This is a genomic window from Rhodococcus sp. 2G, assembly GCF_001886355.1.
GTDB classification, from domain to species: domain Bacteria; phylum Actinomycetota; class Actinomycetes; order Mycobacteriales; family Mycobacteriaceae; genus Rhodococcus; species Rhodococcus pyridinivorans.
Genome location: NZ_CP018063.1, coordinates 1,422,209 through 1,434,876 on the forward strand (window position 1 = coordinate 1,422,209; position 12,668 = coordinate 1,434,876).

Annotated in this window: 14 protein-coding genes; 12 read left to right on the top strand and 2 right to left on the bottom strand. The window is 69.2% G+C overall.

The window, feature by feature from the left end; translation table 11 throughout:
* Positions 1–122 precede the first annotated feature (122 nt).
* From pgsA to pdxS, 5 genes are all read left to right on the top strand, one after another.
* Positions 123–794, top strand: a complete 672-nt coding sequence (gene pgsA / locus BO226_RS06710; protein WP_071934851.1) for a phosphatidylinositol phosphate synthase — start codon at positions 123–125, stop codon at positions 792–794.
* Positions 791–1,693: a phosphatidylinositol mannoside acyltransferase gene (locus tag BO226_RS06715; protein ID WP_071934852.1), complete on the top strand. Its 903-nt coding sequence runs from the start codon at positions 791–793 to the stop codon at positions 1,691–1,693. The genes pgsA and BO226_RS06715 overlap by 4 nt, the downstream gene beginning before the upstream one ends.
* Positions 1,694–2,821, top strand: coding sequence for a glycosyltransferase family 4 protein (locus tag BO226_RS06720; protein WP_071934853.1), 1,128 nt, complete (start codon positions 1,694–1,696; stop codon positions 2,819–2,821).
* Positions 2,818–3,900 carry an NUDIX hydrolase gene (locus tag BO226_RS06725; RefSeq protein ID WP_071934854.1) on the top strand — a complete coding sequence of 361 codons (1,083 nt, stop codon included), beginning with the start codon at positions 2,818–2,820 and terminating at the stop codon, positions 3,898–3,900. Before BO226_RS06720 ends, BO226_RS06725 begins: the two co-directional genes overlap by 4 nt.
* 250 nt (positions 3,901–4,150) lie before the next feature.
* Positions 4,151–5,053: a pyridoxal 5'-phosphate synthase lyase subunit PdxS gene (pdxS, locus tag BO226_RS06730; RefSeq protein ID WP_006551383.1), complete on the top strand. Its 903-nt coding sequence runs from the start codon at positions 4,151–4,153 to the stop codon at positions 5,051–5,053.
* A 5-nt stretch (positions 5,054–5,058) separates the two neighbouring features.
* On the opposite strand, the gene BO226_RS06735 is transcribed toward pdxS, so the two are convergent.
* Complete coding sequence (locus BO226_RS06735; protein ID WP_071934855.1) at positions 5,059–6,255, bottom strand: SpoIIE family protein phosphatase; 1,197 nt, start codon at positions 6,253–6,255, stop codon at positions 5,059–5,061.
* Complete coding sequence (locus BO226_RS06740) at positions 6,252–7,073, bottom strand: alpha/beta fold hydrolase (protein WP_071934856.1); 822 nt, start codon at positions 7,071–7,073, stop codon at positions 6,252–6,254. The genes BO226_RS06735 and BO226_RS06740 overlap by 4 nt, the downstream gene beginning before the upstream one ends.
* 142 nt (positions 7,074–7,215) lie before the next feature.
* Between BO226_RS06740 and BO226_RS06745 the strand changes: the two genes are divergently transcribed.
* From BO226_RS06745 to yajC, 7 genes are all read left to right on the top strand, one after another.
* Positions 7,216–8,040, top strand: coding sequence for an acyl-CoA thioesterase (locus tag BO226_RS06745; RefSeq protein WP_071934857.1), 825 nt, complete (start codon positions 7,216–7,218; stop codon positions 8,038–8,040).
* An 82-nt stretch (positions 8,041–8,122) separates the two neighbouring features.
* Positions 8,123–8,761, top strand: a complete 639-nt coding sequence (pdxT, locus tag BO226_RS06750; RefSeq protein ID WP_071936375.1) for a pyridoxal 5'-phosphate synthase glutaminase subunit PdxT — start codon at positions 8,123–8,125, stop codon at positions 8,759–8,761.
* Between the two features lie 105 nt (positions 8,762–8,866).
* Complete coding sequence (locus BO226_RS06755) at positions 8,867–9,619, top strand: YebC/PmpR family DNA-binding transcriptional regulator (protein ID WP_006551388.1); 753 nt, start codon at positions 8,867–8,869, stop codon at positions 9,617–9,619.
* Positions 9,620–9,816: 197 nt separating this feature from the next.
* A complete protein-coding gene (ruvC, locus tag BO226_RS06760; RefSeq protein WP_033096573.1) occupies positions 9,817–10,395 on the top strand; it encodes a crossover junction endodeoxyribonuclease RuvC in 579 nt (192 codons plus the stop codon).
* Positions 10,392–10,988, top strand: coding sequence for a Holliday junction branch migration protein RuvA (gene ruvA, locus BO226_RS06765; protein ID WP_006551390.1), 597 nt, complete (start codon positions 10,392–10,394; stop codon positions 10,986–10,988). The genes ruvC and ruvA overlap by 4 nt, the downstream gene beginning before the upstream one ends.
* Positions 10,989–11,083: 95 nt before the next feature.
* Positions 11,084–12,181 (top strand): Holliday junction branch migration DNA helicase RuvB, encoded by a 1,098-nt coding sequence (gene ruvB, locus BO226_RS06770; RefSeq protein ID WP_228045124.1) that lies wholly within the window; start codon positions 11,084–11,086, stop codon positions 12,179–12,181.
* 147 nt (positions 12,182–12,328) lie between these two features.
* Entirely contained in the window at positions 12,329–12,658 is a 330-nt protein-coding gene (yajC, locus tag BO226_RS06775) for a preprotein translocase subunit YajC (protein WP_006551392.1), read from the top strand.
* The last annotated feature ends 10 nt before the right edge of the window (positions 12,659–12,668 follow it).

Consider the following 12,668-nt stretch of genomic DNA (forward strand, 5'->3'; position numbering starts at 1 on the left):
CGTACGGCCGTGGTGCCGTTCGCGTGTCGATCCGCTGCGGGCCGACTGCGCATTTCCGGCCCTACTCGTGGCAGGATCGGATTCCGGACACAACGGTCGGACAGGAAGACAGGGGTCGCGGGATGCTGAGCTTCTTCGGGCGTGCGTCGGTGTCGACGGTCACCGCGCCGCTCGGCAAGGCGCTGATCCGTACCGGCCTGACTCCGGACGCCGTCACACTCGTCGGCACCGTCGCCACGATCGCCGCCGCCGTGACCCTGTTCCCCATGGGACACCTGTTCTGGGGTGCGATGGTCATCTGGCTGTTCGTCATGTTCGACATGCTCGACGGAGCCATGGCCCGGGCCCGCGGTGGCGGAACGCGCTTCGGCGCGGTTCTCGACGCGACCTGCGACCGGGTCGCCGACGGCGCGATCTTCGCCGGTCTCGCGTGGTGGGCCGTCTACCACGAGCAGAGCCGTCCGCTGTTCGTCGCCACCCTGCTCTGTCTGGTGACCTCGCAGGTCATCTCGTACGCGAAGGCGCGGGCCGAAGCGAGTGGACTGTCCGCCGACGGCGGTCTGATCGAACGACCCGACCGGCTCGTGATCGTGCTCGTCGGCGCCGGTCTCACCGGCCTCGGACTCGACTGGGCGATCCACATCGCCATGTGGCTGCTCGTCGTCGGATCGGTGATCACCGTCTTCCAGCGGGTGCTCGCCGTCCGCAACTCCGCGGGTGCGCGCGAACTGCTTCCCATCACGCCCCCGGCCGGGGGGACGACGGAGACCCGGGACGACGGGGGAGCACAGTGAGTGTCGGCGAGAAGGCGTCCGATCTCGCGTACGCGGGTGGCTGGCGCCTGGTCCGGGCACTGCCCGACGGCGTCGCGCGACGGTTGTTCGACGCCGGCGCCGACCATGCGGCGCGCCGTGGCGGCGGACCGCAGCAACTGCGCCGCAACCTCGCGCGGGTGCTCGGGGTGCAGCCGCACGAGGTGCCCGACGATCTGATCCGCCGGTCGGTCCGGTCCTACGCGCGCTACTGGCGCGAGGCGTTCCGCCTGCCGTCGATGGATCTCGACGCGACCGCGAAGTCGATCGATTCGTCCATCGAGGGCCGTGAGCACATCGAGGCGGCGCTCGCCGCCGGTCACGGCGCGATCCTGGCGCTGCCCCACAGTGGGAACTGGGATCTCGCCGGCGTGTGGTGCGTCCGCTACTTCGGCGGATTGACCACGGTCGCCGAGCGCCTGCGTCCGGAGTCCCTCTACCGCCGTTTCGTGGACTACCGCGAGGGTCTCGGTTTCGAGATCTTCCCCTCGAGCGGCGGGGAGACGCCGCCGTTCGGGGAGCTTGCCGCGCGGTTGCGCGACAACCGGATCGTGTGCCTGCTCGGCGAACGCGACCTCGCCCGCAAGGGAGTGCCGGTCACCTTCTTCGGCGAACCCACCCGCATGCCCGCCGGACCGGCGAAACTGGCCATCGACACCGGTGCGGCACTGTTGCCGGTGCACTGCTGGTTCACCGAGGACGGCTGGGGGTTCCGCGTGGATCCGGAGCTCGACGTGAGTGTCGGGATCGACGCTGCCACACAGGCCCTCGCCGACCGGTTCGCCGCCAACATCGCCGCCCACCCCGAGGACTGGCACATGCTGCAGCCGTTGTGGCTCGACGACCTGTCGGAGGCTCGCCGCGCCCGGATGGAGGCGTAGGTGAGGATCGGGATGGTCTGCCCGTACTCCTTCGACGTTCCCGGTGGAGTACAGGCACACGTCGTGGATCTCGCGGAGGTCCTCATCGGCCGCGGGCACGAGGTGAGTGTGCTGGCACCCGCGTCGGAGACGACGCCCCTGCCCGACTTCGTCGTCTCCGCCGGTCGCGCCGTCGCGATCCCGTACAACGGGTCCGTCGCGCGCCTGAGTTTCGGTCCGGTCTCCTATGCCCGGGTCCGCCGCTGGATCAACGACAACGATTTCGACGTCCTCCACATCCACGAACCGAACGCGCCGAGCCTGTCGATGCTCGCGCTCAAGGTGGCGGAAGGACCGATCGTCGCGACCTTCCACACGTCGACGACGAAATCGCTGGTGCTCAGCACCTTCCAGGGTGTCCTGCAGCCCTATCTCGAGAAGATCAGCGGCCGGATCGCGGTGTCCGAGCTGGCCCGGCGGTGGCAGGTCACCTCTCTCGGTGCCGATGCGGTCGAGATCCCCAACGGTGTGGACGTGCCGTTCTTCCGGCACGCCCCGCTGCTGCCGGGCTACCCGCGAGCGGGCCGCACGGTGCTCTTCCTCGGCCGGTACGACGAACCCCGCAAGGGCATGGAGATCCTGCTCGGCGCGTTGCCGGCGCTCGCCGCCCGACATCCCGACATCGAGATCCTCGTGGTCGGGCGCGGTGACGAGGACCGCTTGCGGAAGGAAGCGGGACGCTACTTCCGGCACTTGCGGCTGCTCGGGCAGGTCGACGACGACGAGAAGGCGTCCGCGATGCGCAGCGCCGACGTGTACTGCGCGCCGAACCTCGGTGGTGAGAGCTTCGGCATCGTGCTCGTCGAGGCCATGGCCGCGGGGACGGCGGTCGTCGCCTCCCAGCTCGACGCCTTCCGCCGGGTACTGCGCGACGGGCAGGCCGGGGTCCTCGTCCCGGTCGCCGATGCCGATGCGCTCGCGCGTGGACTCCTCGAGGTCCTCGACGACGACGACCGCCGGCAGGCATTGGTCGACTTCGGATCCACGGTGGTCGAAGCGTACGACTGGCCGGTGGTCGCAGATCAGATCCTGCGGGTCTACGAGACCGTCACCGTCGGTGCCGGCCCGGTGCGGGAGGTCCGGTCGTGACCGTCAGCGCGGTGACGATCCTCGTCCTGTCGCTGATCGCCGCCGTGGTCGTGGCGATCGGTGTGTGGGCCTATTCCACCGCCAACCGACTCGACCGCCTCCATGTGCGCTCGGATCTGTCCTGGCAGGCACTCGATGCGGCCCTGGCGCGTCGCGCGGCGGTCGTGCGGAGCATCGTGGCGTCGATCCCGGTCCCGGAGGGACGCACACTCGCCCTGCTCGCCGATACTGCCGAACGTGCGGACCGCGCCCGGCGCGAGGAGGCCGAGAACGCGTTGTCGGCCTCCTTGGCACGGCTCGAGACCGGCCGGCTGCGCCCCCAACTCGTGGCCGAGCTCGCCGACGCGGAGGCGCGGGTGCTCATCGCCCGTCGTTTCCACAACGACGCGGTGCGCGACACCCTGGCGTTGCGCACCCGACGGCCGGTCCGCTGGTTGCACCTCGGGGGAACCGCGCCGCTGCCCACCTATTTCGAGATTGCCGAGCGGGCGGGGGCGGTCGCCACCGCGCCTCCGGCCGTTCCCGGCACGTCCCCTTCCTCAGGAGCGGCCCCTGCTCCCGCTTCGCGGACCACCCCGGTGCCGGATCGGGCACGCACGTCGGCTCGCGTCGTCGTGCTCGACGAGGACGGCCGGGTCCTGCTGCTGCGCGGACACGACCCCGCGGTGCCCGAGCGGCACTTCTGGTTCACGATCGGTGGCGCCGTCGAGCCCGGCGAGGACCTGGCGACGGCCGCGCTCCGGGAGCTCGCCGAGGAGACCGGTCTGCGGGTCGAGCGCGACCTCCTGTGCGGGCCGATGTGGCGGCGCGTGGCCGTCTTCCCGTTCAACGGTGAGATCCTGCACTCGGAGGAGCTGTTCTTCTCGGTGCGGGTGCCGTCCTTCGAACCCGCTGCAGACGGCTTCACCGATCTCGAACGGAGCATGCGCCTCGACCATCGCTGGTTCGACGACGACGAACTGCAGGCGCTGGTGCGGTCCGGGAACCCGGTCTACCCGCACGATCTGCCCGAGCTCCTCGATGAGGCGAGGCAGGTCGCGACGCGGCGGCTGGAGCCGGAGATCCGCGCGATCCGGTGAAATTGTGAACCCTTTCGGTCCGGCCGCAGAGCCTCTCACGTAGAGATCCAGTTCGCGAAACTGGACGGTTCCTTTCGGGAATGCGCAGGATCTTCAGTGCCCGTCCGAGGAGTGGACCGGTGTGCGGCAGTCCAGTTGTTCCGAACTGGCTATAGGACCGGCTCGGCTGCGCCCCTAGGCTCGGTTCCGCTGCCCGTCGCCCGTGCGCCGGCAGCTTTCGCCGATCCGTCCACCGAGGAGGACTCCCATCGTGACCAGCCCCGACACCGCCCCCGTCACCGGTACCGCCCGCGTCAAGCGTGGCATGGCCGAGATGCTCAAGGGCGGGGTGATCATGGACGTGGTGACCCCCGAACAGGCGAAGATCGCCGAGGACGCCGGCGCGGTGGCGGTCATGGCCCTCGAACGCGTGCCCGCCGACATCCGCGCGCAGGGCGGCGTGTCGCGCATGAGCGATCCCGACATGATCGACGGCATCATCGAGGCCGTCTCGATCCCCGTCATGGCCAAGGCGCGCATCGGCCACTTCGTCGAAGCGCAGGTCCTGCAGGCCCTCGGGGTCGACTACATCGACGAGTCGGAGGTGCTCACCCCCGCCGACTACGAGAACCACATCGACAAGTTCGCGTTCACCGTGCCGTTCGTGTGCGGCGCAACGAATCTCGGTGAGGCACTGCGCCGTATCAACGAGGGCGCGGCGATGATCCGCTCCAAGGGCGAGGCCGGCACCGGCGACGTCTCGAACGCCACAACCCACATGCGCCGGATCCGCCAGGAGATCCGGCGCCTGAGCTCGCTTCCCGAGGACGAGCTCTACGTCGCCGCCAAGGAATTGCAGGCCCCCTACGACCTCGTCGTCGAGGTCGCCCGCGCCGGCAAGCTGCCCGTCACCCTCTTCACCGCCGGTGGCATCGCCACCCCCGCCGACGCCGCGATGATGATGCAGCTCGGGGCCGAGGGCGTGTTCGTCGGATCCGGAATCTTCAAGTCGGGCAACCCCGCCCAGCGTGCGGCCGCGATCGTCAAGGCCACCACCTTCCACGACGATCCCGACGTGCTCGCGAAGGTCTCGCGGGGCCTCGGCGAGGCGATGGTCGGTATCAACGTCGACGAGATCCCGCAGCCCCACCGGCTCGCCGAACGCGGCTGGTGATCGTTCTACCGGGGCGCGTGCAGGGCGAGCAGGGCGACGTCGTCCTGCACGCCCGCCCCGAGCGTCGCGAGCGCCTCGCGGACGGCCCCGACCGCTTCCGCCGCGCTCGTCGGTTTCGATGCGCGGACGTGCTCGAGGAGCCGGTCCTCCCCGAAGCGTTCACGGGTCTCACCGGAGACGAGAGCCTCGGTCACCCCGTCGGTGTACAGCAGCAGCGTGTCGCCGGGGCGCAGCGCGAAGGTGTGCTCGACGAGCCGCGGCGTGGGCAGCATTCCGATCAGCTGTCCGCCGATCGTGGGGAGATAGTCGACGTTGCCGTTCGCGCGCACGAGGAGCGGCGGCGGATGCCCACCCGAGGCGAGACGGATGTCGACCCGTCCGGTGTCCGGATCAGGCGCGACCGTGCCGAAGATGAGCGTGCAGAAGGGAGCTCGCGTTTCGCTGTCGCGTTCGTCGAGCAGGGTGGTGTTGAGCGTCCTGAGCGCCGCGGACGGGACCGTCTCGTAGACCGCCGCGGCGCGCAGCGTGTAGCGGACGATCGACGTCACCGCCGCTGCGCGAGCGCCCTTTCCACACACATCGCCGAGGAACAGCCCCCACGTGCCGGCGCGCGCGGGGAACAGGTCGTAGAAGTCGCCGCCGACCTCGTCGGGGGACGCGATGTGGTAGTACGCGTCGACCTCGAGTCCCGGTACCGCGGGCAGGCTCGGCGGAAGAAGGGTCGCCTGGAGTGTGGCGTTGATCGTGCGGAGCCGCTCACGCTCGAGTTCGGCCTCGCGACGGGCACGGAGCAGTTCCGTCTCGTAGGCGCGGCGCTCGCGGGCATCGAACAGCATCGTGCGGATCAGCGTGGGCCTGCCCTCGGCGTCCGGCTCGACCACCGAGGCGGCCAGGACCGGCAGCCGGGTCCGGTCGGCACGGACGAGTTCGAGGGCGATCCCGTTGATCTGTCCGTGCATGAGGAGGAGCGGCGCGTAGTGGGTCTCGTGGTAGATGCGGCCGCCCACGCTGAGAAGGTCCGAGAAGTACCGCTTGCCGACCAGTTCGTCGCTCGTGAACCCGAGCCAGTCCGTCAAGGTCCGGTTGATCTCCGTGATCCGGCCGTCCAGGAGCGTCGTCAGGAATCCGCACGGCGCGTTGTCGTACAGCGCATCGCCGTGTCGGATACGGGGATCGAGGGTTCGATCGGTCGTCGCCGTCACCCCGATCGGCGCGCGAACGCCGCGATCGCGGCTGCTGTCTCTTCGGGTGCGCTGAGCTGCGGGCAGTGGCCGGTCGAGTTCAGGGTCACGAGTTCGCTCCCGGGGATCTGCTCGTGAACGAAGGCACCGACCTCGCGCGGAGCGATCGCATCGTGGGCGCACTGGGCGACGAGCGTGGGCACCGACACCGCGGCCAGGTCGGAGCGGTTGTCGGACAGGAAGGTCACCCGGGCGAAGACGCGCGCCACCTCGGGATCCGTGCGGCAGAAGATCTCGGCGAGTTCGTCGCCGAGCTCCGGTCGCTCGGGATTGCCCATGATGACCGGCGCCATCGACTCGGTCCAGCCCAGATAGTTCGCCTCGAGGGATTCGAGCAGCTCGTCGATGTCGTCGGTGCTGAACCCACCTCGGTATCCGCTGGCCGGATCGTCGATGAAGCGCGGGGACGGCGCGAGCAGCACGAGACCGGAGAAGACCTCCGGGGCAGCGGCCGCCGCGAGGACACCGATCGATGCGCTCACCGAGTGGCCGACGAAGAGCACCTGCCCGAGATCCAGGCTCCGGCACAGGTCCACGACGTCCTCGGCGTAGGTCTCCATCCGCGAGTAGCGCTGGGAGTCCCAGGCGGTCGCATCGGAACGCCCGGAGCCGACGTGGTCGAACCGCACCACGGTGAAGTCGGGTTCGAGCAGCGGGATCATCAGGCGCCACAGGTGCTGGTCGCAGCCGAAACCGTGCGCGAGGACGACCACCGGGCCCTGTCGGTTGCCCGTGATCGTCACGCTGTTCCTGCGCACCATATCGGTGACTTGTCGCATTGCACCCCCTCCGTTCTACCGAGGGTGTCATATTCGCTACTCGATAGCGATCCCGGTTCTCTCGCCACCTTCCGGGGACACGGCGTTCGGCACACCTCCGTGCAGCTAGCCTTCTTGCGTACGGTGCACAGAAGGAGTTCCCATGGCGAAGATCGAGCAGATCCTGGCGCTCGAACAGATCGAGAACGACATCTTCCGGGGCATAACGACGGAGACGTTGCTGCCGCGGACGTTCGGTGGTCAGGTGGCCGGTCAGGCGCTCGTGTCGGCGGTCCGCACCGTCGATCCCGCATTCGGGGTCCACTCGCTGCACGGCTACTTCCTCCGGCCGGGGAACCCGACGATGCAGATCGTCTACCTCGTCGACCGGATCCGCGACGGCCGCTCCTTCTGCACCCGGCGCGTGACGGCCGTCCAGGACGGCAAGGCGATCTTCACGATGTCGGCGTCGTTCCACGTACGCGACGAGGGGATCGAGCACCAGGACACGATTCCGCGGGTGCCGGCTCCGGAGGAACTGCCCGATCCGGAGACTGTGGTCGACGACGCGACCCTGCTGTGGGCGAAGAAGGAATGGGCCGAATGGGACTTCCGGTTCGTTCCCCGCGACCGGATGGACTCGTCGAGCAGGATGGCTGCACAGCAGCAGCTGTGGTTCAAGTCCCGCGAGATCCTCCCCGACGACCCGGTCTTCCACGTGTGCACGCTCGCGTACATGAGCGACATGACGTTGCTCGGCTCGGCGAGTGTCGGCCACGACGACGAACGGACGCAGGGTGCATCGCTGGACCACGCGATGTGGTTCCTGCGGCCGTTCCGCGCCGACGACTGGCTGCTTTACGACCAGACGTCACCCTCCGCCGGGCTGGGGCGCGCACTGACCCAGGGGCGGATCTTCGATCGCAACGGCAACATGGTCGCGGCGGTGGTGCAGGAAGGACTCACGCGGTACCTGCGCGAGTCCTGAACGAGGGCGTCCCCGACGAAGACGTCCCTACGAAGTGCCTGCGCATCGGCGACCCCGAACGGACAGGCAGGCAACGGTGACCATTTCCTCTCCCACGATCGGCGTCCTGGCATTGCAGGGCGACGTCCGCGAACATCGCAGCGCTCTCGAGGAGGCAGGCGCGCGGACGATCGCGGTGCGTCGCGAACGCGAACTCGACGAGGTCGACGGCATCGTCCTTCCGGGAGGCGAATCCACTACGGTCAGCCGTCTGCTGCGTGTGTTCGACCTGCTCGAACCGCTGCGGGCCCGGTTGGAGGCCGGGCTGCCCGCCTACGGTTCGTGTGCCGGCATGATCCTGCTCGCCTCCCGGGTGCTCGACACCACCGAGGACGCCGAACACCTCGACGCCCTCGACATCGTGGTGCGCCGCAACGCCTTCGGCCGGCAGGTCGACTCGTTCGAGACCGACCTGCCGATGACGGGTCTCGGCGACGGGCCGGTGCGCGCGGTGTTCATCCGAGCCCCGTGGGTGGAGGAGATCGGGCCCGACGTGGAGGTCCTGGCCACGGTTCCGGACGGGCCGGCGGCGGGTCGGGTGGTCGCAGTGCGGCAGGGCGCTGTGATCGCGACGTCCTTCCACCCCGAGATCACCGGTGACCATCGCGTGCATCGGCTGTTCGTGGAGACCGTGCGCTCGGCGACCCGACCTCGGGTGCGCCCGACGGCCTCGGTGACATGACGACACGGCCACCGTGCCGGTGGCCCACACCGGGAGCGAGTAGAATCGACTCTCCGACCTGTCGGTTGACGCCGACCACACTTCTCCGGAAGGGGCTCGAAGCGAATGAGCGGCCACTCCAAATGGGCCACCACCAAGCACAAGAAGGCGGTCATCGATGCCAAACGCGGCAAGATGTTCGCGAAGCTCATCAAGAACATCGAGGTGGCGGCTCGAACCGGTGGTGGCGACCCGGCGGGTAACCCGACCCTGTTCGACGCCATCCAGAAGGCGAAGAAGAGCTCGGTCCCGAACGACAACATCGAGCGTGCCCGCAAGCGTGGCGGCGGTGAGGAAGCCGGCGGTGCCGACTGGCAGACCATCACCTACGAGGGCTACGGCCCCAACGGTGTCGCGCTGCTCATCGAGTGTCTGACCGACAACCGCAACCGCGCCGCGGGCGAGGTCCGCACGGCGATGACCCGCAACGGCGGCAACATGGCCGATCCGGGTTCGGTCGCCTACCTGTTCACCCGCAAGGGCGTCGTCGTGCTCGAGAAGAACGGCCGCTCCGAGGACGAGATCCTCGAGGTCGTCCTCGAAGCGGGTGCCGAGGAGATCAACGATCTCGGCGACTCCTTCGAGATCGTCTCCGAGGCGTCCGACCTGATCGCCGTGCGTACGGCTCTCGTCGACGCCGGCATCGACTACGACTCGGCCGACCCCGATTTCCGGGCGTCCGTCGAGGTGCCGGTCGACGCCGAGGGTGCACGCAAGGTCATGAAGCTGGTCGACGCGCTCGAAGACTGCGACGACGTGCAGAACGTCTACACGAACGTCGACATCTCCGACGACGTCCTCGCCGAACTCGACGCCTGAGCGACGCTCTCGTCGTAGTCGTCCACGAGCGACGCTCGTCGTACTTGTCACAGCGGCCGGGGTCGCGTGTCGGTCTCCCGGCACCCGATCCCGGCCGCTATGCTCTCGAACAGGCGTTCGCAATCGTGCGAAGCAAGGTCGGGTCCGTCGAAGGCGTCGGAAACCCGGCCGTATTCGGGTGTCGAGAGGTGAGTCGGGTGCGCGTGATGGGTGTCGACCCCGGTCTGACCCGATGTGGTCTGGGGATGGTCGACACGGGACGCGGACGCGACGTGATCCCCGTCGCCGTCGGTGTCATCCGCACCTCGCCCGAACTCGACCTCGAGCACCGGCTCCTCAAGGTCTCCGACTCGGTCGAGGAGTGGATGGACCGCTACAAGCCCGACGTCGTCGCGATCGAGCGCGTGTTCTCCCAGCACAACGTGCGCACCGCGATGGGCACCGCGCAGGCCGGCGGCGTCGTCGCCCTGGCTGCGGCGCGTCGCTCGATCCCGGTCATGTTCCACACGCCGAGCGAGGTGAAGGCCGCGGTCACCGGCAGTGGCACGGCCGACAAGAAGCAGGTGACCACGATGATCACCCGCATCCTCAAGCTCGACGCCGCGCCGAAGCCCGCCGACGCCGCCGACGCGCTCGCGCTGGCCGTCGCACACTGTTGGCGGGCCCCGCTGATCGCCAGACTCGCGGCCGCCGAAGCTGCGGCCGCCCAGCAGAAGAAACGCTACGAGGAGCGGCTGCGCGAACAGTCGGCCGCACGGAAGGCAGGTAGCCGGTGATCGCCTCGGTACACGGCGAGGTACTCGACATAGCCCTCGACCACGTGGTGATCGAGGCGGGTGGGATCGGCTATCGGATCAACACCACACCTGCGACCCTCGCCGGTCTCCGGCGCGGCGAGCAGGCCAGACTCGCCACCGCGATGATCGTGCGCGAGGACTCCATGACGCTGTACGGCTTCGTGGACGCCGAGGCGCGCGAACTGTTCGGCCTGCTGCAGACGGTCAGCGGCGTCGGCCCCCGGCTCGCCATGGCCACGCTCGCCGTCCTCGAACCCGATGCGCTGCGTGCGGCTCTCGCCGACGGCAACACCGCAGCGCTGACGCGGGTACCCGGGATCGGCAAGCGTGGCGCCGAACGCATGATCGTCGAACTGCGCGACAAGGTCGCGGCCTTCGGCGCCACGGGATCGTCGCCTGTCGCGGCCGGTGCCTCGCCGCTGCGCGACCAGATCGTCGAGGCGCTGGTCGGCCTCGGATTCACGCCGCGTCAGGCCGAACCGGCCGCCGACAAGGTCCTTGCCGAGGAGCCGGGCGCCGACGTCTCGACGGCACTGCGCTCGGCGCTCAAGCTGCTGGGTAGGTCGCGGTGACCGACGAGTACCGTGAGTTCGAGGCCGCAGGAGCGGCCCGCGAATTCGATGCTGCATCGGCCGACCGCGAGCGGTCGCCGGTCACGGCGGAGCATCTGCCCTCCGACAGCGACATCGAGACCAGTCTGCGCCCGACCAGTCTCGACGACTTCATCGGGCAACCGCGGGTCCGCGAACAGCTGCAGCTCGTTCTGCGAGGAGCGAAGCTGCGCGGTGGCACTCCCGATCACATCCTCCTGTCCGGTCCGCCCGGTCTCGGCAAGACGTCGATGGCGATGATCATCGCCGCCGAACTCGGCACGTCACTGAGACTGACCTCCGGTCCCGCGCTCGAACGCGCCGGTGATCTCGCTGCGATGCTGTCGAACCTCGCGGAGGGCGACGTGCTGTTCATCGACGAGATCCACCGCATCGCCCGACCGGCGGAGGAGATGCTGTATCTGGCGATGGAGGACTTCCGCGTCGACGTCGTGGTGGGCAAGGGGCCCGGCGCGACGTCCATCCCGCTCGAGGTCGCACCCTTCACCCTCGTCGGCGCGACCACCCGTTCCGGTGCCCTCACCGGCCCGCTGCGCGACCGGTTCGGTTTCACTGCGCACATGGACTTCTACGAGCCCCCCGAGCTGCAGCGCATCCTGGACCGCTCCGCATCGATCCTCGGGATCGATCTCCGCGACGACGCCGCCGCGGAGATCGCCGGTCGCTCCCGCGGCACGCCGCGTATCGCCAACCGGTTGCTGCGCCGCGTCCGCGACTACGCCGACGTGCGCGCCGACGGTGTCGTGACCCGGGCCGTGGCCCAGGCCGCGCTCGAGGTGTACGACGTCGACCCGATCGGTCTCGATCGTCTCGACCGCGCCGTTCTCGGCGCACTCGTCCGCAGTTTCGGTGGTGGCCCGGTCGGCGTGTCGACACTCGCGGTGGCCGTGGGGGAGGAGCCCGCCACCGTCGAGGAGGTGTGCGAGCCGTTCCTGGTCCGTGCCGGCATGGTCGCGCGCACTCCGCGCGGACGTGTGGCCACGCAGGCCGCTTGGTTGCAGCTCGGCCTCACCCCGCCGCCGGAGGCCGCCACAGGGGGCATCGAGGTGCGTGCGCGCGAACCACAGCTCGAGCTGTTCGAGGACGACCCGGACACGACCCTCGAGGGCGGTGTCGATCCGTCCGACCCGGACGATCCGGACGTACGGAGGTAGGGCCCTCGCCCGGGGAATGGCACACTGGTCTACTGCGTCGGTCCGTGGAGGCCGATCCCGACGTCGTGGTGCCGCATGCGCCACCACGACCCGCTGGTGTCGCTCGCGTCACCACCCACCGACAACGACCGAGGACTGACTTCAACGATGGAACTGCTCTTCCCTCTCCTGATCCTGGCACTGCTCGTCCCGACCTTCCTGGGCGTGCGGCGTCAGAAGAAGGAGATGCAGAAGGTGACGGCGCTGCAGGACTCCCTGCGCATCGGCGACCGCGTGATGACCACCGCGGGTCTGCACGCCACGGTGGCCGCCCTCGCCGACGACACCGTCGATCTCGAGATCGCGCCGGGTGTCGTCACGACCTGGTCGCGTCTGGTCATCCGGGAGCGCGTCGAGACCGAGACCCCGCAGGATCCGGATCTGCTCCGCAAGGACGACGATGCGAACCCGCCGGAGGGACGTCCGACCGAGTACTGACAGCCGATTC

Bases quoted from the DNA above. Each gene is read 5' to 3' on its own strand.
- BO226_RS06740 (WP_071934856.1), bottom strand. From the start codon at position 7,073: ATGCGACAAGTCACCGATATGGTGCGCAGGAACAGCGTGACGATCACG.
- pgsA (WP_071934851.1), top strand. From the start codon at position 123: ATGCTGAGCTTCTTCGGGCGTGCGTCGGTGTCGACGGTCACCGCGCCG.
- BO226_RS06755 (WP_006551388.1), top strand. From the start codon at position 8,867: ATGAGCGGCCACTCCAAATGGGCCACCACCAAGCACAAGAAGGCGGTC.
- yajC (WP_006551392.1), top strand. From the start codon at position 12,329: ATGGAACTGCTCTTCCCTCTCCTGATCCTGGCACTGCTCGTCCCGACC.
- BO226_RS06745 (WP_071934857.1), top strand. From the start codon at position 7,216: ATGGCGAAGATCGAGCAGATCCTGGCGCTCGAACAGATCGAGAACGAC.